Source organism: Streptomyces sp. CoH27 (assembly GCF_020181035.1).
GTDB lineage: Bacteria > Actinomycetota > Actinomycetes > Streptomycetales > Streptomycetaceae > Streptomyces > Streptomyces camelliae.
In genome coordinates this window covers 35,743-54,404 of record NZ_JAIQYY010000016.1, presented here as the reverse complement: position 1 = coordinate 54,404, position 18,662 = coordinate 35,743, and the positions used below count along the sequence as shown (strand labels likewise).

The following is an 18,662-nucleotide window of genomic DNA, read 5'->3' as shown; positions in this document are numbered from 1 at the left end:
CGGGCACACCCCGGTCGGGGTGTGGCCGTGGACCGGCGAAATGGGGCTCGCTACTTCTTGGAGCCGGCAGCCTTGCCGAAGCGGGCCTCGAAGCGGGCCACACGGCCACCGGTGTCGAGGATCTTCTGCTTGCCCGTGTAGAACGGGTGGCACTCGGAGCAGACCTCGGCGCGGATGGTGCCGCTCGTGATCGTGCTACGGGTGGTGAACGACGCGCCACAGGTGCAGCTGACCTGCGTCTCGACGTACTCGGGGTGGATCTCGCGCTTCAAGGTGTCTCCTAGGTTTCGGGAGGGCGCCGGGTCGCCGCCGCGGGGTGCGGGAGCGTGAACCGGAGCCGACGTACCAGTCTGCCAGGACTGGGGCCATCCCCCAAAACCGGGGGCCGCTGTCGCCTATTCCCCGAGGAGCCTCAGCTGGTCACGACGCCCTTGGCTTCACCCGTGGCCGTACCCGTCGTGGCCGACTTCGGGATCTGCTGGTCGTTCTTGAGGGCGTTCCACACCAGGTGGGCCTTGGCGGGTTCCATGATCACTCGGTTGGGGTCGGCCGGGTCGTACTGGACCGGCATCGTGATCATGCTCATGTTCTTCGGGCCGATGCCCTTGAGGCCGTTGGCGAAGTCGATGAGGGAGTTGACCGAGCCCAGGTCGGAGTCGGTGGTGACGGCCTTGGTGGCGGTGTCGGCCAGGTCGTACAGCTTCTTGGGGTTGCTGAACACACCGACGTGCTCGACCTGGTTGATCAGGGCCTTGACGAAGGCCTGCTGGAGCTGGATGCGGCCCAGGTCGGAGCCGTCGCCGACGCCGTGCCGGGTGCGGACCAGACCGAGGGCCTGCTCGCCGTCGAGGGTGTGGGTGCCGGCCCGGAGGGTCAGGTGGCTCTGCGGGTCGTCGATGTTCCTGGTCGTGGTGACCGGGACGCCGCCGAGGTCGTCGATGAGCTTCTGGAAGCCCTGGAAGTCGACCTCCAGATAGTGATCCATGCGGATGCCGGTGAGGGACTCGACGGTCTTCACGGCACAGGCCGCGCCGCTGGTGGAGTAGGCCTCGTTGAACATCGAGCCGGACGCGGCGGGGTGCGTGGTGCCGCTCGTGTCGGTGCACGCGGGGCGGTCGACCAGGGTGTCCCGGGGGATGGAGACCACACTGGCCTTCTTGTGGCCCTCGTAGACGTGGACGATCATCGCCGTGTCCGAGCGGGCACTGCCGTCGTCGGTGCCGCCGCCGAGCTTCTTGTTGGAGCCGGAGCGGCTGTCCGAGCCGAGGACCAGGATGTTCTGGGAGCCGTTGTCGATCTTCGTGGGCCGGTCGGCGCCGAGGGCCTGGTTGATGTCGACGCTGTGGATGTTGCCGTTGAGCTTGAAGTACACGTATGCGGCGCCGGTGCCGCCCAGGACGACCACGCCCGCCGCGGTCCAGGCCGCCACGCGCAGCGCCTTGCGGCCCTTGCCGGGGGCCTTGCGGCGGCGCCCGCGGCCTGGGCGGGGGGCTGTCCCCGCCGGCTCGGGTATGACGGGCTCCGGGGTGCTCTCGGCGGACACATCGCTCCTAGGTCTCGTCGGTCGGTTACCCCCTGCTTTCAGGGTCGGGCGGTCGTCACCGCTCCATCGTCGCCCCGTACGGTCAGACGGAGAAACTCGGGAAAGAGTTGCACAACGCAAAGTGCCCATCGCGTACGGCGATGGGCACTCTGTGTAGTCATTCCTGGTGGGCCGCAACCGAGACCCTTGTGTCAGAGATCTCGGTTGTGACCTTTCCGACGCGCTTGCACCAGCCGCGGGTATTAGTCCCCGTTGCCCGGAGTGGGCGTCGTCTTCTGGATCTGCATCAGGAACTCGACGTTCGACTTGGTCTGCTTCATCTTGTCGAGGAGAAGCTCGATCGCCTGCTGCTGGTCCAGCGCGTGCAGCACGCGGCGCAGCTTCCAGACGATGCCCAGCTCCTCGGCGCCGAGCAGGATCTCTTCCTTACGCGTACCGGACGCGTCGACGTCCACCGCCGGGAAGATGCGCTTGTCGGCGAGCTTCCGGTCGAGCTTGAGCTCCATGTTGCCGGTGCCCTTGAACTCTTCGAAGATCACCTCGTCCATGCGGGACCCGGTGTCCACCAGGGCGGTGGCGAGGATGGTCAGCGAGCCGCCGTCCTCGATGTTGCGGGCCGCACCGAAGAAGCGCTTCGGCGGGTACAGGGCCGTCGAGTCGACACCACCGGACAGGATGCGGCCGGAGGCCGGCGCCGCCAGGTTGTAGGCGCGGCCCAGACGCGTGATGGAGTCCAGCAGGACGACCACGTCGTGACCCAGCTCCACGAGGCGCTTGGCGCGCTCGATGGCCAGCTCGGCGACCGTGGTGTGGTCCTCGGCCGGGCGGTCGAAGGTCGAGGAGATGACCTCGCCCTTGACCGACCGCTGCATGTCGGTGACCTCTTCCGGACGCTCGTCGACGAGGACGACCATCAGGTGGCACTCGGGGTTGTTGTGCGTGATCGCGTTGGCGATCGCCTGCATGATCATGGTCTTGCCGGTCTTCGGCGGGGCCACGATCAGACCGCGCTGGCCCTTACCGATGGGCGAGACGAGGTCGATGATGCGGGTGGTCAGCACGCCCGGGTCCGTCTCCAGGCGGAGGCGGTCCTGCGGGTAGAGCGGGGTCAGCTTGTTGAACTCCGGGCGGCCACGGCCGTGTTCGGGCGCCATGCCGTTGACGGAGTCGAGGCGGACCAGCGCATTGAACTTCTCGCGGCGCTCGCCCTCCTTCGGCTGGCGGACCGCACCGGTGACGTGGTCACCCTTGCGCAGACCGTTCTTGCGGACCTGGGCGAGGGAGACGTACACGTCGTTCGGACCCGGCAGGTAGCCGGAGGTCCGGATGAAGGCGTAGTTGTCGAGGATGTCCAGGATGCCCGCGACGGGGATCAGGACGTCGTCCTCGGCGAGCTGCGGCTCGTTCGCACCGAACTCGTCGCGGCCACGGCGGCCACGGCGGTCGCGGTAGCGCCCGCGACGGCCCCGGCGACCGCCCTCGAAGTCGTCGTCGTCCTGCGGAGCGTTGTCCCGCTGGCGGTCCTGACGGCCGCCGCCCTGCTGCTGGCCGCCCTGCTGCTGGCGGTCCTGACGGCCGCCCTGGCCCTGCTGGTCGTCGCCCTTGCCGCGCCGGTCACGGTCGCGGCCGCGCTCACGGCGGTCACGGCGGCCACGGCCCTCGCCGTCACCGGCGTCGCCCTGCGGCTGCTGGGCCGGGGCCTCCGTCCTGACCTCGGCCTTCGCCTCGGCGGCGACCGTCTCGGCGCTGCTCGCGGCGGGGCTGCCGGCCTCGGCGGTGGCACGGCGGCGACGGCGCTCGACGGGGGCGTCGTCGGAGGCCGGTTGGCCGGGAATCTCGATCTGCTGCTGGGCCACGGCCTTCTCGGCCGGAGCCTCGGCCTTCTTCTCGCCGTCGGCGGCCTCACCCGTACGGGCCTTGGAGGTGGCGCGGCGCTTGGGCTTGGTCTCGGTGGCGGCCTCGGCCTTGGGGGCGGCGCCCCCGGCGGCCTGCGCCTCCTTGATGACCTCGATCAGCTGGCTCTTGCGCATCCGCGCGGTGCCCCTGATGCCGAGGCCCGAGGCGACCTGCTGCAGCTCGGCCAGCACCATGCCCTCAAGGCCGGTACCGCGGCGCCGCCGGGAGCCGGCACCGGTGGCAGGCGCGGAGGCGTCCGTGGCGGGCGCGGCAGCGGTCTCCTCGACACGTGCGCCCATCAGATCGGTGGTGTCGCTCACGAAGGGTCCTTCCCTGGAGCGGACGTCGGCCTGTCTGGCTCGGCGACCGGTTGTGCTGTCCGGCTACGGTCCTGTCTTCTGTGAACCGCGCCGGGGCGGTGGTCCGCCAAAGCGGCGGAAGAGAATTTGCTGGTGACTGGCGCTTCCGCGAGCCGTGGCACCCAGTGTCACGTGGCGTGGTAGCACCGATTCCGAAGCGTGCCCGGCGGCCCGCTCAGTGCCCGCATACGACGTACTGCCCAGGTACGGCGCAAGGAACACGGAGTGGCGTGGGAGGCTCCCGGAAGAATGTCTGTCCCGGACGGGGACACGAGGCACCTCGCCATGGTGGGGTCGGGTGCAGACTTGAGGTTAACACTACCGGATCCAACAAACATTCCCCCTCTCCAAATCCGGCAACCGTGTGCGGTCAGTCGGCGCCGGAGCCGATGCCGGATTCGGCACCGGAGGTCGCGAGCGGCAGTACGCTCGCGCCCTGCACGTCCAGGCTCAGCCGGTTGGCGGCCCAGTCGGCGCCCGCCAGGGCCTGCACCTTGTCGGCGGTGCCGGCGTCGGCGAGGGCCATGACAGTGGGTCCGGCGCCCGAGATGACGGCCGGGATGCCGTCGGCGCGCAGCCGCTCCACCAGCGCGGCGCTCTCCGGCATGGCCGGGGCGCGGTACTCCTGGTGGAGGCGGTCCTCGGTGGCCGGCAGCAGCAGCTCGGGGCGCCGGGTGAGGGCCTCGACGAGCAGGGCGGCGCGGCCCGCGTTGGCGGCGGCGTCCACGTGCGGCACGGTGCGCGGGAGCAGGCCGCGCGCGGTCTCGGTCAGGACCGGCTTTCCGGGCACGAAAACCACCGGAACGATGGAACCGTTCGGCTCCATCCTGATCGCCCGGGCGGCGCCGGCCTCCATCCAGGACAGCGTGAAACCGCCGAGCAGGCAGGCGGCCACGTTGTCCGGGTGGCCCTCGATCTCGGTGGCCAGCTCCAGGAGGGCGGCGTCGTCGAGCCTGGCCTCGCCGCCTATGGTCACGGCGCGGGCGGCGACGATGCCGGCGCAGATGGCGGCGGAGGAGGAACCGAGGCCACGGCCGTGCGGGATGCGGTTGGCGCAGACGATCTCCAGGCCGCGGGGCTGTCCGCCCAGCAGGTCGAAGGCGGTGCGCAGGGAGCGGACGAGGAGGTGGCTCTCGTCACGCGGGAGGGTCTCGCTGCCCTCACCCGCGATGTCGATGTGCAGCCCGGAGTCGGCCACCCGGACGACCACGTCGTCGTAGAGCCCCAGCGCGAGGCCGAGGGCGTCGAAGCCCGGCCCGAGATTGGCGCTGGTGGCGGGAACGCGCACCCGGACGGCGGCGGCGCGGAACGCTGGACCGGCCATCGCTCGTTGACTCTCCTTGAGCTGCGTGACTGTCGAAGACATTCGATGACATTCGATACGTGCGTGGAGACCCGCTGGCCGCGCAGACGGCGCGACGACACCCATATGCGCAGGCATATGCGAGGGGCGAGTTCGGTACAGCCTATCGAAGGAAGGTTCTGTGGCGACATAGGGCGCACAGGAGGCGCACGATGCGTGTCGTAAGCCCCCTGTGCACCCTGTCAGGGTTTCACCAGGATCTACGCGAGGCCGAGGCGCTCGGCGGCGGTGGCCGCGTCGACCGGGACGGTGACCGGCTGCGGGGCGCCGGCGACGGCCCAGTCGGGGTCCTTCAGGCCGTTTCCGGTGACGGTGCAGACGATGGTCTGCCCCGGGTCGACCTTGCCCTGCTCGGCGGCCTTCAGCAGACCGGCCACGGAGGCGGCGGAGGCGGGCTCCACGAAGACGCCCTCCTGTGCGGCCAACAGCCGGTAGGCGCGCAGGATTTCACGGTCCGTCACCTCGTCGATGACACCGCCGGACTCGTCGCGGGCCGCCAGTGCGTACTGCCACGAAGCCGGGTTGCCGATACGGATGGCGGTGGCGATGGTCGAGGGATCCTTGACCACCTCTCCACGGACGATCGGAGCACTTCCCGAGGCCTGGAAACCCCACATTCGAGGGGTCTTCGCGGCGATGCCGTCGGCGGCGTACTCCTTGTAGCCCTTCCAGTAGGCCGTGATGTTGCCCGCGTTGCCGACCGGGAGGACGTGGATGTCGGGCGCGTCGCCGAGCATGTCCACGATCTCGAAGGCGGCCGTCTTCTGACCCTCGATCCGCACCGGATTGACCGAATTGACCAGCGCCACCGGGTAGTTCTCGCTCAGCTCGCGAGCGAGCGTGAGGCAGTCGTCGAAGTTGCCGTCGACCTGGAGGATCTTCGCGCCGTGCACGAGGGCCTGGCCCATCTTGCCGAGGGCGATCTTGCCCTGCGGCACGAGCACGGCCGAAACCATGCCCGCGCGCACCGCGTAGGCGGCGGCGGAGGCGGACGTGTTGCCCGTGGAGGCACAGATGACGGCCTTGGCCCCGTCCTCCTTGGCCTTGCTGATGGCCATGGTCATGCCGCGGTCCTTGAAGGAGCCGGTGGGGTTGGCCCCCTCGACCTTCAGGTGGACCGCACAGCCCGTGCGCTCGGAGAGCACCTGCGCGGGCACGAGCGGCGTGCCGCCCTCGCGGAGCGTCACGACCGGCGTGGTGTCGGAGACCGGCAGCCGGTCCCGGTACTCCTCGATGATTCCGCGCCACTGGTGGGTCATTGCTGGTTACTCTCCTTCAACCCGCATGATGCTGGCGACACCCCGCACGGTGTCGAGCTTGCGCAGCGCCTCGACGGTCCCGGTGAGGGAGGCGTCGGACGCCCGGTGGGTGACGACGACGAGGGAGGCCTCGCCGTCCTTGCCCTGCTGGCGCACCGTGTCGATCGACACGCCGTGCTCGGCGAAGACGGTGGCGACCTGGGCGAGCACACCCGGTTTGTCCGCGACGTCGAGGCTGATGTGGTAGCGCGTGACGACCTCGCCCATGGGCGAGACCGGCAGGGCGGCGTACGCCGACTCACCGGGCCCCGTTGCGCCGTTGAGCCGGTTGCGGCAGACGGCGACGAGGTCGCCGAGCACGGCGGAGGCGGTGGGCGAACCGCCCGCGCCCGGGCCGTAGAACATGAGCTGGCCGGCGGCGTCGCTCTCCACGAACACGGCGTTGTACGCGCCGCGCACGGAGGCGAGCGGGTGGCTCAGCGGAATCATGGCGGGGTGCACGCGCGCGGTGACGGAGCCGCCGTCCGCCGCCCGCTCACAGATGGCGAGCAGCTTGATGGTGCAGCCCATCTCCTTCGCCGAGCGGAAGTCGGCGGCGGTGACCTCGGTCATGCCCTCGCGGTAGACGTCGTCGAGGCGCACGCGCGTGTGGAAGGCGATCCCGGCGAGGATGGCGGCCTTGGCGGCGGCGTCGAACCCCTCGACGTCGGCGGTCGGGTCGGCCTCCGCGTACCCGAGCGCGGTGGCCTCGTCGAGGGCTTCCTGGTAGCCCGCCCCCGTGTTGTCCATCTTGTCGAGGATGAAGTTGGTGGTGCCGTTGACGATGCCGAGCACCCGGTTGACCTTGTCACCGGCTAGGGACTCGCGCAGCGGGCGGATCAGCGGGATGGCACCGGCGACGGCGGCCTCGTAGTACAGGTCGCGGCCGTGCTCCTCGGCGGCGGCGTGCAGGGCGGCACCGTCCTGGGCGAGCAGCGCCTTGTTGGCGGAGACGACGGAGGCGCCGTGCTCGAAGGCGGCGGTGATGAGAGTCCGAGCGGGCTCGATCCCCCCGATGACCTCGACCACCACATCGATGTCCCCCCGTTTGACGAGGGCGGTGGCGTCGGTGGTGACGAGGTCCGCGGGAATGCCCTCGCGCACCTTGCTCGGGCGCCGTACGGCGACCCCGGCGAGCTCCACCGGGGCGCCGATCCTCTGGGCGAGGTCGTCGGCGTGCGTCGTCATGATGCGCGCCACCTCTGAGCCGACAACCCCACAGCCCAGCAGCGCCACCTTCAGCGGACGCGTACGCATCATCCGACCTCGTTTCCTCTCACCGTCTACGGTTGGACCAGTCTCACTCACCGGACGGGAGTTTCTACCCTTGGTCCGGATCGTGAGACATGAATTTCATTTGTACGGGGCTGGGCGACAGGAGATCTTCCAGCCCCGTTCGGCGGGTCACGGCTACCCGACGTCGAGACGCAGGAGGTCCTCCTCCGTCTCACGCCGGACGATCACCCGGGCGTCGCCGTCCTTCACGGCGACGACGGGCGGCCGCGGCACATGGTTGTAGTTGCTGGCCATGGACCGGCAGTACGCGCCCGTGGCCGGTACGGCGATGAGATCCCCCGGCGCCAGGTCGGCGGGCAGGAACGCGTCCTTGACCACGATGTCCCCGCTCTCGCAGTGCTTGCCGACCACGCGGGCGAGCATGGGCTCGGCGTCGGAGGTGCGGGACACGAGGGCGACGCTGTACTCGGCGTCGTACAGCGCGGTCCGGATGTTGTCGGACATGCCGCCGTCGACGGACACATAGGTCCGCAGCCCGTCGAGCGGCTTGACCGTGCCGACCTCGTAGAGCGTGAAGGCGGTGGGGCCGACGATGGCCCGGCCGGGCTCGACGGAGATGCGGGGCGTCCGCAGCCGGGCGGCCTCGCACTCGCGCGTCACGATCTCCGTCAGCGCCTTGGCGATCTCGTGCGGCTCACGCGGATCGTCGTCGCTGGTGTAGGCGATGCCGAGCCCGCCCCCGAGATCGATCTCGGGCAGCTCGACCCCGTGCTCGTCGCGAATGTCCTTGAGCAGCCCGACGACGCGATGAGCGGCGACCTCGAAGCCGGACATGTCGAAGATCTGCGACCCGATGTGGGAGTGGATGCCGATGAGTTCGAGCCCGTCGAGCTGAAGCGCCCGCCGCACGGCTTCCGCAGCCTGCCCCCCGGCCAGCGGAATCCCGAACTTCTGGTCCTCGTGGGCGGTGGCGATGAACTCGTGCGTGTGCGCCTCGACGCCGACGGTGATCCGGATCTGGACCTTCTGCCGCTTGCCGAGGGACTGCGCGATGTGGGCGACCCGCACGATCTCCTGGAAGGAGTCGAGCACGATCCGCCCGACACCGGCCTCTATGGCGCGGTGGATCTCGTCCTTGGACTTGTTGTTGCCGTGGAAGGCGATGCGCTCGGCGGGCATCCCGGCGGACAGAGCGGTGGCCAGCTCGCCCCCGGAGCAGACGTCCAGATTCAGCCCCTCCTGCTCCAGCCACCGGACGACGGCACGGGAGAGGAACGCCTTGCCGGCGTAGAACACATCGGCGTCGGGCCCGAAGGCACCGCGCCAGGCGCGCGCGCGGGCCCGGAAGTCGGCCTCGTCGAGGATGTAGGCGGGCGTGCCGAACTGCTCGGCGAGCCGGTTGACGTCGACACCGCCGACGGTGACGACCCCGTCGGCGTCCCGCGTGACGGTCTGGGCCCAGACCTTGGGGTCGAGGACGTTGAGATCGGCGGGCGGCGCGGAGTAGTGCCCCTCGGACAGGACATCGGCGTGACGGGGCCCGGCGGGGTGGGCGGAACGGCTCATGACGGTGACTCTCAGACTCTCTGTCTCTCTCCGGGGCGCAGCCCTAGAGGTGTTCGGGTGCGTCGATGCCGAGCAGGGACAGGCCACCGGCCAGCACCGTCCCGGCGGCTTCGGCGAGGGCGAGCCGGGCGCGGTGGGCGGCCGAGGGTTTCTCCTCGCCACAGGGCAGCACGGAGGGCAGAAAGGCCAGCACGGCATCGGCGACGGTGACGAGATGCCGGGCAAGCCGGTCCGGGGCACGGTGGGTGGCGGCCGCGGCGAGGATACGGGGGTGGTCGGCGAGGGGGGTGAGGAGCGCAGGGACGGGGGTGGTTGTGGGGGTGGCGCTGTTGGCGGGGGTGAGCGGGCTGGAGCCGGCGGCGAGCGGACCGGAACCGGGGACGATCGGACCGGAGCCGGCGGTGAAGGGCCCGGAGCCGGCGGTGCTGGGCCCGGAGTCGGCGGCGAGCGGACCGGAACCGGAGGCGACTCGACCTGAACTGGCAGCGATCGGACGGGAACCAGGAATGACCGGGCCTGGACCTGCGGCGATCGGGCCGGGCTCGGCGGTGAAGCCCAGGCGAGCGGCGTTGCGGCTGACAGAGCGGACGCGGGCGTGGGCGTACCGCACCCGGAACAGCGGATTGCCCTCCCGCTGGACGAGGTGATCGGCGGTGATCCGGGGCCGGTCGTGCGGGGCGGGGTGGAGCAGGGCCCACTGGGCGGCGTCGGGTCCGAGCGGGGCGGGGTCCTCCGGGGCGGGCACGGGCCGCAGATTGACGGGCTCGGCGTGCTCGACGGTGGCCCGCCCGCCCTGGGCGGCCACGAGCCGTACGACGGCGTCGGCGACGACCTCGGCCCGGACCTCGTACGGCACCCGCAGCGCGACGACCTGCCCCGCGAGGGCGTCCCCGTGCCCGTAGGCGGCGCCGCGGGCACGGATCTCCTTGACGACGGTGGTGACGAGATCGGCCTGTGCCTGCTCGGCGAGGGTGATGTTGAGGAATCCGGGGCCGGTGACGACAACCTCACGGATGCCGTCGGCGTCGGCGAGCCGGGGCACCAGGATCTCGGCGACCCGCCGCGGCGGCTGTCCGGCCGGCCGGGCGAGCTGAAGGGCGATGGTGGTGGCGTAGTCCCCGCACCCCCCGGGCCCCGGCTCGGTCACCACGGCCCGCTCGGGCACGGTCACACGCAGCTCCCCGTCATCGACAGCACGACGCACCGCATGCAGGACGGTGCGGGACAACTCGACGGGGGTCACGGGACAAGCGTAGGGGAGGAAGGGGGTGGGTAGGCGAAGGGGTTCTCACTGTGGGACGGGCGGCGGGTGCGTGGAGTTCCTGCCACGGGAGAGCCACACTCGGCCACCGCACGGGAGCCGTGCTCGACCACCGCAGGAGAACCGTGCTCGGCCACCGCAGGAGAGCCGCACTCGGCCACCGCACGGGAGCCGTGCTCGACCACCGCAGGAGAACCGTGCTCGACCACCGCAGGAGAGCCGCACTCGGCCACCGCCGGAGAGCCGTGCTCGGCCACCGCACAGGAGCCGCTCGCTAGCCGCCGTAGGAGAGCCGGCCGGAAACACCATCGGCGTAGCCGCCGCCGGCTCCGCCGCAGTCCCCTTCTCCCTCCCCGTCCCCACCGTCCCCGTCATCTCCCTGCCCGCCCTCGCCACCACCCCGATGCCCCTCGCTCCCTTCTCCCTCGTGCCTGTCCGAGCGCTGGATGAGCCGCTTGACGAGCCGGACCAGTTCGGCCGGTTCGAAGGGCTTGGCGAGGAAGGCGTCCACGCCGAGGTCGAGGCCGCTCTCGACCTCGTACTGGGTGCACGCGCTGATGATGGCGACGGGCAGATGGTGCGTACGGGGATCGGCGCGGAGCCGGGCGGCGGTGCGCAGGCCGTCCAGCCGGGGCATGACGACATCGAGCGTCACGACGTCGGGCCGCACCTGATGCACCACGTCCAGGCACTCGGCACCATCGGCCGCGGTCACGACCTCAAGCCCTTCCAGTTCGAGGTTGACCCTGATCAGCTGCCGGATGACCTTGTTGTCGTCCACAACAAGCACCCGACCCGAGGCGCCTGGCACACGTCGAGAGTAGGTCCGGCCCCGCCACCGCGTCCGGGTTTTCCCCACTTCCGCCCCGTACAGGGGACCCGTTCCACCGCGCCCCGGGAAATCAGGTTCCTGATCATCCCGCCGGACCTGCTAATGTTCTACCCGTCGCCGCGAGCAACAGCTCAAGCCGCCGACACGCCCCCGTAGCTCAGGGGATAGAGCAACGGCCTCCGGAGCCGTGTGCGCAGGTTCGAATCCTGCCGGGGGCACTTCGAGTGAAGTGCCTAAAGACCCCGCCACCAGCGAGTTAGCTGGGTGCGGGGTCTTGTTGCATGTGCAGGCGGATGCGGTCAGACGCAGCCCCATGACAATGATCACGTAATGACCGCGTAATGATCTTGGGGTGCGTCTCTGCAGGTCACGCCGACTATCGAGAGCTTTCGAGCGAGTCTCATCAAACACCTGGGCACGCAGACGATCTTGTGATGTTCTGCTCCTGTGGATGGTGTCCTCTCGGCCTTAATCGCGATCGTCGGAACGCTGCTGGGCTCCGCTGTGACGCACGCATTCCAGCGCAAAGCGTCTGCACACGACCGAGTGTTCGCAGCTCAACAGCAACTCCGCGCGGATCGGATGACCGTGTACAGCGACTTCGCCGGAGCGCTGACAGAGTTCCGACGCAGCCAACAAGATCGCTGGCACCGCAAGAACGAGGACCCAGACGGCTCCGCGTTCATCGCAGCTCGCACAGAGGCCTACCGGCTTCGCGGGACCGCCCTCCACTCGCTGTTCCGAGTCCAGCTCATAGCGAGCGCGCAGACGCTGATCGACACCGCGCAAAATGCCTACGACCTCACATCCAGCTTGCACAAGGCAGACGACAAGACAGAGCTGAGTGCCCTTGGTGCACAGGCACGAGAGGCCCTGGAGCAGTTCATCACCATCGCTTCTTCGGACGTGCAGTAACGCCGAGGGAGCCCCAGATCTCTCCGGGGCTCCCTCGGTAACTCGACCAGACCATGCAGTGGTCACATGGCTGGCATTTACACGTCCTCCTCCCCCAGCCCCTTCAAGATCCGGTCGTTCATCTCCTCCTCCTGGCCGTCGATGCACTTGGCGTAGATCTTCAGCAGGACGTCGACCGAGTGGCCGGCGCGAGCCGCCGCCTCCGGAGCGGGTACGCCGGAGTTGAGCCACTGGGAGACACCCGCGTGCCGGAGGTCGTACGGACGGGCCGCCAAGACGGAGGAGACCTGTTGGGGCGGGAACGCCAGCGCGCGGGCTTGCTTCCCCACGCACGGGAGTACGAGGACGCCGCTACGACGTTGCCCCGCTCACTGGCGAACAGCCGACCATCCTCCGCGGTGCCGAACTCCTTGATGTGCTCGCGGAGCATCCGTACCAGCGGAGGAACTGGCGCCGCTGCCGACCGAGGACTTCGAGTGCGGCATCACGCTGACTCCGAAGGTCGACCGCGCCAGTCGGATCACTGTCCGCCAGTGCCACTACTCGGTGCCCGCCCGCTTCATCGGAGAACGCGTACGCGTTCTGCTGCGGGGCAACGAGCTGCTGGTGTTCGAGCGCCGGAACGTCGTCGCCCGGCATCCGCGGCTGACCAAACGCTACGGATATCGCGATGTGCTGGACCACTACCTGGAGATCTTGCTGGTCAAGCCGGGCGCCATGGCCGGGTCGACCGCGCTGGCCGCCGCGCGGGCCGAGGGATCCTTCTCAGCCATCCATGAGGCGTTCTGGGTCGCTGCCCTGAAAACCTCTAAGACGCGCCGTCGCCGGCGGTATCGCCGCAGCGCGGCTCGATGCGGTCGACTACTTGCTCGCTCCATGCCCGGATGACCGCCGCCTGCTCGGCAGTGAGCGAGCCGAAGAAGTGGCGGCGGATGTTCTCGGCATGCACGAGAATGGCGCTCTGCGCGGCGCGGCGGCCCTCGGCGGTCAGCCCGACCCCCGCGCGGCGACCATCGGCCCCGTACTGGGTGCGCTTGACGAAGCCGCGCTTTTCCATGCGCGTCAGCTGATGTGAGACGCGGCTCTTGTCCCAGTCGAGTGACTCGGAGAGCTCGCCGACACGCATCTCGCGGCCCGTAGCCCTCCACAGCGTCACCAGCACGCTGAACTCGGCCTTCGAGATGTCGCAGTCACGCTGCAGACCACGCTCCAGCTCCCTGGTGAGCAGGCGCTGCGCGCGCATCCAGGTATCCCAGAACTCCCACTCCTCGGGTTCCAGCGATCGCGTCTCCGTCATGTCGCCGAGGATATCGCGACCAGCGGAGTTGTCACTTCAACTCTCTCCGATCTAGAGTTGATGTGACAACTCTCCCGGAAGGAAGACCATGCCACTTCGCATCGCAGTCATCCTCGGAAGCACCCGCCCCGGCCGCCGCGGCGGCCAGATCGCCGCCTGGGCACTGGAGGCCGCCCGCGCCCACGGCGGCGCCGACTACGAACTCATCGACCTCGCCGACCACAATCTCGGCAACCTCGACGAGCCCGGCAACCCGAACCTCCAGCAGTACCAGCACGACCACACCCGTGCCTGGGGCGCACTCATTGACAGCTTCGACGGCTACGTATTCCTCGTCCCCGAGTACAACCGCTCCTACCCCGGAGCCCTGAAGAACGCCTTGGACTACGTCTACCGGGAGTGGAACGACAAGGCTGCCGGGATCATCAGCTACGGCGGCTGGGTCGCCGGGGCCCGGGCCGCCGAGGCGCTGCGGCTCGTCCTCGCCGAACTCCAGGTGGCCACGGTCCGTGCCCAGCCCACCATCTCGACACACCCCTCGTTCCACACCGGCACCTTCGTCCCCCAGGAAGGCCTCGACACCGCCGTAGGCGACATGCTCGACCAGGTGATCGCCTGGTCCGGCGCCCTGCGCGGGGTCCGTGAGGCCAAGACGCAGACGGCCACGGCTGCATGAGGCCCGGTTCGTGGCCGATCACGTGAGCGGACGTGGCGAGCTGACGGACACTGCAACGCATCCGCCTGGCCTTCACCACCAACGGCCAAGAACAAGCTGACCCGGCCCGCTTCAAGAACCGAGGCCGACGCCCATACAGCGCGCCGCCTCGGCCCGGTCAGGCACGAGCCGTTCTCCGTCGGTCGTGCCGATGCCCGTCCTCGTCGTCCACCACAGATCGGAGAATCCGTCGGTCTCGGATCGAACACGGGTCGAGATCCTGTGGTCCGGCCGGCTGCTGGGGCCCGTCGTCCAGTCCGGATCCGATGCACTTCACGCTGCCCCTCCGCCCCCTCTTCACGGCCAGGGAACCCACTCGTTCGGGGCGGGGCCAAAACAACTTGCCGGAGTGGGGCCAATTGAAGTTGCCGCAAACAGCCGGGTGCTGTTGGTGCGGAGGCGGGTTAACGGGGGCCGGCCATGCCGTACGCGGCGACGTCTGGGATCGGGCTGCCGAGAGCTGCGTCATGCAAAGGAGCCCCCGCCGGCCTTCTCACCGGGCGGGGGCAGGGTGGGTCAGTCGAGGTCGATCGTGAAGCGCCTCGTGTTCGGAGCGATCGTTTCGGCGTGGATCTGGCCACGAGCACGGTCGAATTTCCCGGTGCCGCCAGTGATCGCGTTGTCGAAGGGAGGGGGAGGGGTCGTCGGGCGGCCCTGGGTGAGGATGCCGAAGACCATCCCCTGCGCGGAGAGCTGGCCGCCCGGGAGGGTGTAGGTCACGGTGCACTCCTCCGCTCCGCCGTCGACGGCCCGGGTGGTGGTGCAGGTGCCGCCGGTCTCGCCGACCTTCTTGCGGTTTTGGTCGAGGAGGTCCGAGCGGACGACGGTTCGATCGCCCTGGGTGGCGGGGATGCCGCCTGGGTTGACGGGGAAGCGCGTCTGCTCCTTGAGCACGCCGATGAGTGTGATGACCCGGTGTCCGCCCTTGGCGTGGGCGGAACCGGTGTCCATCGCGGCGGCCTCGACAGGGGCGCAGGCGAGAAGGCCGACCAGCGCAGTGGCCGTGCCGAGACAGGCTGCTCTGATGGGGCGCATCGTGTGGCTCCTGAGGTTGATACTCATGGATGGTCAGGTGACGCATTCATAACCTCGGCTCTGCCGCCGCCCGGAACGTCCCGGCGTGACTCACCGGTATATCCGATCAATCGGACCAACCCGCGACGAGAGACGGCCCGCCCGACCGGACGAGTCGGGCGGGCGGGCGGGTTGACGCTGGTGCAGCACATTGGCTCCTGATTCGCGGCAACAGCGGGTGCTGTCTCCGCTGACGGACAACCGCTGTCAGGTCTCGGCTCTGGCACAAATCTTGGGGAGCGATCGCGGAGGGTGATCTCGGATCATTTCGGACCGGCGTACATACCAAAAAGCAAGAACCGTGGGCGCCGGATGGGACATCCCTGTTGAGACCGCGTGCACTGACTGACACCAACGGCTGACACCAACAAGCGCGAACGGCAGCGGCCGAAGCCGGATGTCAGTGAACGATCGGCTGAGGTAGGGGGCGTTTGGTCGAGCCAGCAGATACCTGCGATCGACCTGATAAGGATGAGGCCACGCCTAAAAGGCTGCCTTTGGTGCCGGCAGGGAAACAGACGGCATTTCGCCAGGCTGGGGAGTGGGGACATGCTGCCGCACGCCCGGTCACCCGTGGCATGCAAGGCGGCGAAAAGTAGACGAAGGTGCAGGCATTGACACCGTCCGAGCCCGTTCCAACCCCAAGCAAGTCTTGGCGTCACCCCTTTCCATGGTGGACTTGGAGCTGACGGTCAGACAGCTGTCCGGAACTGCTTGCCGAACCGGCATGTGCCGAGGTGTCCAGTCGCCGATCCAGCCGGCGAGGATCCGCAAGGCTTCGGAAGACGGCGAGCCGGGTTGGGCTGTACTTACGAACAACCACTGGCCCGGGTCACAAGGAAAGGTGAGGTTTTCGTAGTCCAAGGTGACTTCACCGAGCAGGGGGTGCCGGTAATGCCTGGTGCCATGGGCGAAATCCTCCACATCGTGAGCAGCCCACCACCCGCGAAAATCCCTGTCCGTGACCGACAGCTGATGAATCAGCTCGGCGAGTTGCGGGTCGTTCGGATGTCGCCCCGCATAGAGATGCAAACCTGTGACGATCATGCGAGCGGCATTGCCCCAGTCGGCAAACAGTTCACGCGCCGCAGGGTCGAGAAATATGAATCGCGCCAAATTGCGCTCGCGCGCCGGCATGGCGTCGAAATCGACAAACATCGCACGAGCCATCCGATTAAGGGCAAGGACGTCCAGACGATCGCCCAGAATCATGGCAGGAGTATCCCGAAGCACCTCAAGCAGTGCGTACACACCGGGCCGCACTCGCCCGGGAACGGCGGGCCTGCTCACTCTGGCCACGGACTGCGGCCTGGCAAGGTTGAACAGGTGGGCACGTTCGACGTCATCCAGCCACAAGGCCCGGGCTACGGCCTCCAACACTGCTTCAGAGGCGTTGGCCGCCCGTCCGCGTTCCAGACGGATGTAGTAGTCCACGCTCAATCCGGCTGAGATCGCGACTTCCTCGCGGCGAAGCCCCGGAACGCGGCGACTCGCCCCCGCCATGACCCCGGCCTTCTCAGGAGTCACCCGGGCGCGCCGCGCCTTGCGAGTGGTCCGCCGCTCGGCCGTCAAGGCCCGCACACAGATCATCAACCAGATCCGCACCCTCATCATCACAGCGCCAGGTGAGGTCCGTGAGCGGCTGCGTGCCCTGGCCCCCGCCGAACTGATCAAGCAGCTGTCACGGTCCCGGCCAGGCGCGGACACCCGCGATCCGGCCTGCGCAGTCAGGATCGCCCTACGGCGTCTGGCCCGCCGCCATCAATACCTCACCGAGGAGATCGCCGATGCCGACGCCGAGCTGAAGTCACTGGTGTTCGAAGCCGCACCCGCGCTGGTCGCGCTGCCTGGAGTGGGCATCGAGACCGCCGCCCAGCTCCTGATCGCCGCCGGCGACAACCCCGAGCGGCTCACCTCGGAAGCATCGTTCGCGCACCTGTGCGCGGCAGCCCCCATCCAGGCCAGCTCGGGCCGCACCAACCGGCACCGCCTCAACCGCGGCGGCGACCGCGGGGCCAACCACGCACTCCACATGATCGCTCTGGTCCGCATGCGCTACGACCAGCGGACCCAGAACTACGTCGCCCGCCGAACTGCCGAAGGCCTGTCCAAGAAGGACATCCTCCGCTGCCTCAAACGCTTCATCGCCCGCGAGGTCTACGGGCACCTCACCCGTCCCCACCACACACCGAAACCACTCACACAGACCGCTTGACGGTCTATAGGAGCGTCATCAACGAGGCCGGACGGCGGCGTACATCAGCATCCCTGCCCGACCGTCGAGGCGCTCCCCCTCAAGCCGTCCGCTTGCGTGCCGCAGCCTTCTTCGTCGCCGTCTTCTTCTCCCCAGCCTTGGCCACCGACTTGGCCGTCTTGGCCGCCGTCTTCTTCGCCGTCGTCTTCTTCGCCGCCGTCGTCTTCTTGGCGGCAGCCGTCTTCTTCGTCGCCGCCGTCTTCCTCGGCAGCCGTGTCACCTCGGCCTCGCCGCCGGGGGGCACCTCGCCGCGGGACTCCTTCGCCGCCCGGACGCTGTTCTCCAGGGCCGCCATCAGGTCCAGGACCTTGCCTCCCGGGGCCGGGGCCGGAGCCTCGGGCGGGGCCTCGCCGGCGGCCTTCGCGGCGATGACCTCCTCCACCGCCTCCCGGTACTCGTCGTGCAGGTCCGCCAGGTCCACCTCGCCGAGGGTGTCCATCAGGGCGTCCGCGAGGTCCAGCTCCTTGTCGCGGATGGTGACGTCGACCTCCGGGGCCACACCCTGCGGTGCGCGGACCTCGTCCGGCCAGAGCAGGCCGTGCATGGCGATGGCGTCGTCGACCACGCGCAGCATGCCGAGGCGTTCGCGGCCGCGCAGGGCGTACTTCGCGATGGCCACCTTGTTGCTGCGCTTCAGGGCCTCCCGGAGCAGGGTGTACGGCTTCGCCGCCGGGGCTCCGCTCGCCGCCAGGTAGTACGCCGCGTCCATCTGGAGCGGGTCGATCCGGTCGGCCGGCACGAAGGCCACGATCTCGATCGTGCGGGCGGTGGGGATGGGGAGGTGGGAGAGGTCCTCGTCGGTGATCGGGATGATCGTGCCGTCCGCGTCCTCGTACCCCTTGCCGATCTCCTCGCCGCCGACCTCCCGGTCCTCCAGTTCGCAGAACTTGCGGTAGCGGATGCGGCCGCCGTCCTCGGTGTGGATCTGGCGGAAGGAGATCGCGTGGCTCTCCGTGGCGTTCACCAGCTTGATCGGGATGCTGACGAGACCGAAGGAGATCGCTCCGTTCCATATCGACCGCACGTGCCGCACCCACCCTTCCTCTGCCAATT

The 18,662-nt window shown here is 69.1% G+C and carries 16 protein-coding genes, 1 tRNA gene and 2 pseudogenes; 5 read left to right on the top strand and 14 right to left on the bottom strand.

All coding sequences use genetic code 11. From position 1 onward, the window contains the following. Positions 1 to 50 precede the first annotated feature (50 nt). The 9 genes from rpmE to LE548_RS26595 all read right to left on the bottom strand — a co-directional run bounded on the left by rpmE (position 51) and on the right by LE548_RS26595 (position 11,381). Entirely contained in the window at positions 51 to 272 is a 222-nt protein-coding gene (gene rpmE / locus LE548_RS26640; protein ID WP_225099494.1) for a 50S ribosomal protein L31, read from the bottom strand. A gap of 140 nt (positions 273 to 412) precedes the next feature. Then, positions 413 to 1,543 carry an LCP family protein gene (locus LE548_RS26635; protein WP_225099493.1) on the bottom strand — a complete coding sequence of 377 codons (1,131 nt, stop codon included), beginning with the start codon at positions 1,541 to 1,543 and terminating at the stop codon, positions 413 to 415. 242 nt (positions 1,544 to 1,785) lie between these two features. After that, complete coding sequence (gene rho, locus LE548_RS26630) at positions 1,786 to 3,759, bottom strand: transcription termination factor Rho (protein ID WP_225099492.1); 1,974 nt, start codon at positions 3,757 to 3,759, stop codon at positions 1,786 to 1,788. A gap of 409 nt (positions 3,760 to 4,168) precedes the next feature. Then, the gene (thrB, locus tag LE548_RS26625) at positions 4,169 to 5,122 is read right to left on the bottom strand and encodes a homoserine kinase (RefSeq protein ID WP_225099491.1); all 954 of its coding nucleotides are present in this window, start codon (positions 5,120 to 5,122) and stop codon (positions 4,169 to 4,171) included. 239 nt (positions 5,123 to 5,361) lie between these two features. Further along, entirely contained in the window at positions 5,362 to 6,420 is a 1,059-nt protein-coding gene (gene thrC, locus LE548_RS26620) for a threonine synthase (RefSeq protein WP_225099490.1), read from the bottom strand. 6 nt (positions 6,421 to 6,426) lie between these two features. Continuing rightward, complete coding sequence (locus LE548_RS26615) at positions 6,427 to 7,719, bottom strand: homoserine dehydrogenase (protein ID WP_225099489.1); 1,293 nt, start codon at positions 7,717 to 7,719, stop codon at positions 6,427 to 6,429. A gap of 150 nt (positions 7,720 to 7,869) precedes the next feature. After that, a complete protein-coding gene (lysA, locus tag LE548_RS26610; RefSeq protein WP_225099488.1) occupies positions 7,870 to 9,261 on the bottom strand; it encodes a diaminopimelate decarboxylase in 1,392 nt (463 codons plus the stop codon). Positions 9,262 to 9,304: 43 nt separating this feature from the next. After that, the gene (gene nrtL, locus LE548_RS26605; protein WP_225099487.1) at positions 9,305 to 10,504 is read right to left on the bottom strand and encodes an ArgS-related anticodon-binding protein NrtL; all 1,200 of its coding nucleotides are present in this window, start codon (positions 10,502 to 10,504) and stop codon (positions 9,305 to 9,307) included. 292 nt (positions 10,505 to 10,796) lie between these two features. Continuing rightward, the gene (locus tag LE548_RS26595) at positions 10,797 to 11,381 is read right to left on the bottom strand and encodes a response regulator (RefSeq protein ID WP_308030634.1); all 585 of its coding nucleotides are present in this window, start codon (positions 11,379 to 11,381) and stop codon (positions 10,797 to 10,799) included. Between the two features lie 119 nt (positions 11,382 to 11,500). Here LE548_RS26595 and LE548_RS26590 point away from each other — a divergent pair. Next, positions 11,501 to 11,572: transfer RNA gene (locus LE548_RS26590), tRNA-Arg, on the top strand. Positions 11,573 to 11,801: 229 nt separating this feature from the next. Further along, a complete protein-coding gene (locus LE548_RS26585; protein WP_225099485.1) occupies positions 11,802 to 12,269 on the top strand; it encodes a hypothetical protein in 468 nt (155 codons plus the stop codon). Positions 12,270 to 12,346: 77 nt separating this feature from the next. Here LE548_RS26585 and LE548_RS26580 read toward each other — a convergent pair. Continuing rightward, positions 12,347 to 12,714 (bottom strand): annotated as a pseudogene (locus tag LE548_RS26580) (site-specific integrase); the annotation flags it as partial. A gap of 2 nt (positions 12,715 to 12,716) precedes the next feature. On the opposite strand from LE548_RS26580, the pseudogene LE548_RS46605 reads away from it, so the two are divergent. Further along, positions 12,717 to 12,917, top strand: a pseudogene (locus tag LE548_RS46605) (IS21 family transposase); the annotation flags it as partial. 160 nt (positions 12,918 to 13,077) lie between these two features. On the opposite strand, the gene LE548_RS26575 reads toward LE548_RS46605, so the two are convergent. Next, positions 13,078 to 13,566, bottom strand: coding sequence for a MarR family winged helix-turn-helix transcriptional regulator (locus tag LE548_RS26575; RefSeq protein ID WP_225099484.1), 489 nt, complete (start codon positions 13,564 to 13,566; stop codon positions 13,078 to 13,080). Positions 13,567 to 13,654: 88 nt separating this feature from the next. On the opposite strand from LE548_RS26575, the gene LE548_RS26570 reads away from it, so the two are divergent. Next, positions 13,655 to 14,242 carry an NADPH-dependent FMN reductase gene (locus LE548_RS26570; RefSeq protein ID WP_225099483.1) on the top strand — a complete coding sequence of 196 codons (588 nt, stop codon included), beginning with the start codon at positions 13,655 to 13,657 and terminating at the stop codon, positions 14,240 to 14,242. Between the two features lie 555 nt (positions 14,243 to 14,797). Here the strand turns inward: LE548_RS26570 and LE548_RS26565 are convergent. Together LE548_RS26565 and LE548_RS26560 are read right to left on the bottom strand one after the other, a co-directional pair. Continuing rightward, positions 14,798 to 15,316 carry a hypothetical protein gene (locus LE548_RS26565; protein ID WP_225099482.1) on the bottom strand — a complete coding sequence of 173 codons (519 nt, stop codon included), beginning with the start codon at positions 15,314 to 15,316 and terminating at the stop codon, positions 14,798 to 14,800. A gap of 606 nt (positions 15,317 to 15,922) precedes the next feature. Then, entirely contained in the window at positions 15,923 to 16,945 is a 1,023-nt protein-coding gene (locus LE548_RS26560) for a helix-turn-helix transcriptional regulator (RefSeq protein WP_225099481.1), read from the bottom strand. Here LE548_RS26560 and LE548_RS26555 point away from each other — a divergent pair. Then, positions 16,857 to 17,570 (top strand): transposase, encoded by a 714-nt coding sequence (locus tag LE548_RS26555; RefSeq protein WP_225099480.1) that lies wholly within the window; start codon positions 16,857 to 16,859, stop codon positions 17,568 to 17,570. The genes LE548_RS26560 and LE548_RS26555 overlap by 89 nt on opposite strands. Before the next feature lie 79 nt (positions 17,571 to 17,649). On the opposite strand, the gene LE548_RS26550 is transcribed toward LE548_RS26555, so the two are convergent. Continuing rightward, a complete protein-coding gene (locus tag LE548_RS26550) occupies positions 17,650 to 18,633 on the bottom strand; it encodes a Ku protein (RefSeq protein ID WP_225099593.1) in 984 nt (327 codons plus the stop codon). Positions 18,634 to 18,662 lie beyond the last annotated feature (29 nt).

What these genes read in the sequence shown, in the direction of transcription:
- thrB (WP_225099491.1), bottom strand. Translation starts at nt 5,122, where the DNA reads ATGGCCGGTCCAGCGTTCCGCGCCGCCGCCGTCCGGGTGCGCGTTCCC.
- thrC (WP_225099490.1), bottom strand. Translation starts at nt 6,420, where the DNA reads ATGACCCACCAGTGGCGCGGAATCATCGAGGAGTACCGGGACCGGCTG.
- LE548_RS26615 (WP_225099489.1), bottom strand. Translation starts at nt 7,719, where the DNA reads ATGATGCGTACGCGTCCGCTGAAGGTGGCGCTGCTGGGCTGTGGGGTT.
- lysA (WP_225099488.1), bottom strand. Translation starts at nt 9,261, where the DNA reads ATGAGCCGTTCCGCCCACCCCGCCGGGCCCCGTCACGCCGATGTCCTG.
- LE548_RS26575 (WP_225099484.1), bottom strand. Translation starts at nt 13,566, where the DNA reads ATGACGGAGACGCGATCGCTGGAACCCGAGGAGTGGGAGTTCTGGGAT.
- LE548_RS26570 (WP_225099483.1), top strand. Translation starts at nt 13,655, where the DNA reads ATGCCACTTCGCATCGCAGTCATCCTCGGAAGCACCCGCCCCGGCCGC.
- LE548_RS26565 (WP_225099482.1), bottom strand. Translation starts at nt 15,316, where the DNA reads ATGCGCCCCATCAGAGCAGCCTGTCTCGGCACGGCCACTGCGCTGGTC.
- LE548_RS26555 (WP_225099480.1), top strand. Translation starts at nt 16,857, where the DNA reads ATGACCCCGGCCTTCTCAGGAGTCACCCGGGCGCGCCGCGCCTTGCGA.
- LE548_RS26560 (WP_225099481.1), bottom strand. Translation starts at nt 16,945, where the DNA reads ATGATCTGTGTGCGGGCCTTGACGGCCGAGCGGCGGACCACTCGCAAG.